The sequence below is a fragment of the Selenomonas sp. genome, from assembly GCF_052169755.1.
Lineage (GTDB): Bacteria > Bacillota > Negativicutes > Selenomonadales > Selenomonadaceae > Selenomonas.
This window is the reverse complement of the sequence record NZ_JBQNBV010000206.1, coordinates 1-2514: the sequence shown is the minus strand read 5'-3', so window position 1 is coordinate 2514 and position 2514 is coordinate 1. Positions and strand designations below refer to the sequence as shown.

Here is a 2514-nt window from a genome sequence, read left to right as displayed (position 1 = left end):
GCGCTGTCTATGACGAGGAGCGGCAGGCGCACGAACTGCACGCGTGCAAACTCGACGCTTTTATGGAGCTGGTCGAGCAGCTGCACGGCAAAAGTGCGCTGGTGTTTTACAATTTTCGCCACGATCTCGCCCGTTTGCGGGCAGCGCTGTCGCATACAGGACTGCGCGTTCGCGAGCTGAGGAGCGCAGCAGATGAGATGGCGTGGAACGCGGGCGAAGTGGACATCCTCTTGGCGCATCCGGCGAGTGCCGCCTATGGGCTGAATCTCCAAGACGGCGGCAGCCATGTCGTATGGTTCGGGCTGAATTGGAGCTTGGAGCTGTACCAGCAGGCGAACAAGCGCCTGCATCGTCAAGGGCAAAAACAGACGGTGATCGTGCACCATCTCGTTGCGCTGGGTACACGCGACGAGGATATCCTGCGGGCGATCAGCATGAAGGAAGCGGCGCAGGAGTATGTGCTGGAAAGCCTCAAAGCGCGCATAGATAAGTACCGCGAGGCGAAGAGCGCCTGATGATAGGGGGAATTACGGATGCTGACATTTTTTAAAAACGCGAAGAAGTTTTTGGACTTGAAGAACGTGCACGAGGAGTACCATGCTCTGCACTACAAAGAGGGGCGTGTGTACGCGTCGAGCCCGAACGTGTTGGTCTGGCTGGACGGGGAGTTCGGCAAGCGCGGCTCCTACGATTTTGTGACGGGAGAAAAAGCCGATGTACGGATGCCGGAGTTTGAAAAGGTCATTCCGCCGGTTGACGCACGGGCTGTCCATGCGGTTTTGGGATCGGATGAGCTCGCGAAGCTGCATGTCGTCTTGAAGGGTGTCGCGGCGATCGCTGCCAAAGTGCCAGAACTGATGTCTGTGCGGTTACACTGGGATCCAATGGGGCTGCAAGTCGAGACGGGGGTGCATAATCACGTGTCCGTGACATGTGCTGCCACAGGGCGCGTACACGGCTATACACCGGATATGGATATAAGAGCCCGTGTCCACACAAAGCATCTTGCGGATCTGATCGGGTATTTTTATCAGCGCGGGGGCGATTTGCAGCTTTACGCCCCGCTCAGAGTGACGAATCAATCGCCTCTGTATTTTGTGGCAGACGGTACTGCGGGCGTGCTGGGGCAAGTGCGTGATGCAGAGATTTATCGGGGTTGAGGGGGATAAACAGATGCGACACGGAGGACAGAGGAGCAGGAGATACATGCGGCGGCTTATGGAGCGTATGGCAGAGCAGAGGTTGATTGCGATGGGGCGCGAGACACAGCGGCGCGATAGGCAGAAACAGGAGGCGCGAGATGAGCGAAACTAGAGTCATGTATCCACAGGATGAGGAACAAAACGAATATCGGTATATCCATTTCGCTTGGCTCGATGAAATCGCTATGGGTCTGACAGCAGGCGCGAAGAAACATCCGGGTGAAACGTGGCGCGAGATACCGAGTGAAGAGCATGTGTCGCGTGCGATTCGGCACCTGTCGATGCACTTGACGGGCGACTGCTCTGAGCCGCATCTGGTCAATGCGAGTATGCGCTGCATGATGGCGTTCGCGACAGCAACAGGCGTGCGGATGCCGATGGAACGTGCAGCCGAAAAGGCGCCGCAGGTCGCCCTCACAGCAGAAGAGATGGCGATGCTGACGGATGAGACGGAAGCACATGATGAGCGAAAATCAAAGCCCATCGAGGAGGTGTGCGCCGTATGTGGCAAGGTATTTATGACGGCGTCTGTAGCGCGCAAATATTGCTCGGAAGAGTGCCGTGAAGCGGCAAAGGCGGCGTATAACAAGCGGCAAAGCAAGGAGTGCAAGCAGAAGCCCAAGGAGAAAGCAGCAAAGACGAAAGAGGAGTTGTCAGCGAAGGAAGCGGAAGAAGCGCGGCGCAAAGAATCGGCGGTGCATCTTGGCGAACTGACAAAGACGGCGCGTGAGGCAGGCATGAGCTATGGGCAGTACATGGCAAAGAAGCGCATGGCGAAAGGAGAAGAAGCATGAGACACGGGGGACAAAGGAGCCGCCGATTCGAGCGGCGGCAGAGAGAACGCATGGCAGAGAAGCAGTTAGTTGCCCGAGGACGTGAGGCGGCGCGAAAGATACAGCGCCAGAAGCACGGCATCGAGCTGACGCAAGAAGGGCGGCTCTCGCTGGTCTACGCCTTCCGCTACGCGCTCAAGCAGCGAGGCAGCGGACTGGACAATGTGCAAAAGGCGATGAAGCCACACCTTAAAGAATTTCGGACAGAGGTGCTCGAACATCTGGTGACGGACATCGACGTGCATTGTGCATCCGTCGCGCATATTGCAGAGAGGTACAGTCTTGCACGAAAAGAGCAGGAAGATTTTCGCGCGATGCTCGTACAGGAGATGGAGAGGAGAAAGAGCGATGGCTGACTACATTCCATGCACGAAAGCCGACCCAGAGGAGTTTGTCTATGGTACTCGGCAGTCTCTTTGACGGCATCGGCGGTTGGCTTCTGGCGGCGCGTCATGCGGGCGTCACGCCCGTCTGGGCAA

The 2514-nt window shown here is 57.2% G+C and carries 4 protein-coding genes; all 4 read left to right on the top strand.

What is annotated here, in order from left to right; all coding sequences use genetic code 11:
- The coding region (locus tag ACTTKG_RS10320) for a helicase-related protein (protein ID WP_442674112.1) at nucleotides 1-515 on the top strand (515 nt) is incomplete at its 5' end.
- Between the two features lie 18 nt (nucleotides 516-533).
- Nucleotides 534-1160 carry a hypothetical protein gene (locus ACTTKG_RS10315; RefSeq protein ID WP_442674111.1) on the top strand — a complete coding sequence of 209 codons (627 nt, stop codon included), beginning with the start codon at nucleotides 534-536 and terminating at the stop codon, nucleotides 1158-1160.
- 140 nt (nucleotides 1161-1300) lie between these two features.
- Nucleotides 1301-1996 carry a dATP/dGTP diphosphohydrolase domain-containing protein gene (locus tag ACTTKG_RS10310; RefSeq protein ID WP_442674110.1) on the top strand — a complete coding sequence of 232 codons (696 nt, stop codon included), beginning with the start codon at nucleotides 1301-1303 and terminating at the stop codon, nucleotides 1994-1996.
- Nucleotides 1993-2391, top strand: coding sequence for a hypothetical protein (locus ACTTKG_RS10305; protein ID WP_442674109.1), 399 nt, complete (start codon nucleotides 1993-1995; stop codon nucleotides 2389-2391). Before ACTTKG_RS10310 ends, ACTTKG_RS10305 begins: the two co-directional genes overlap by 4 nt.
- Nucleotides 2392-2514: the final 123 nt, after the last annotated feature.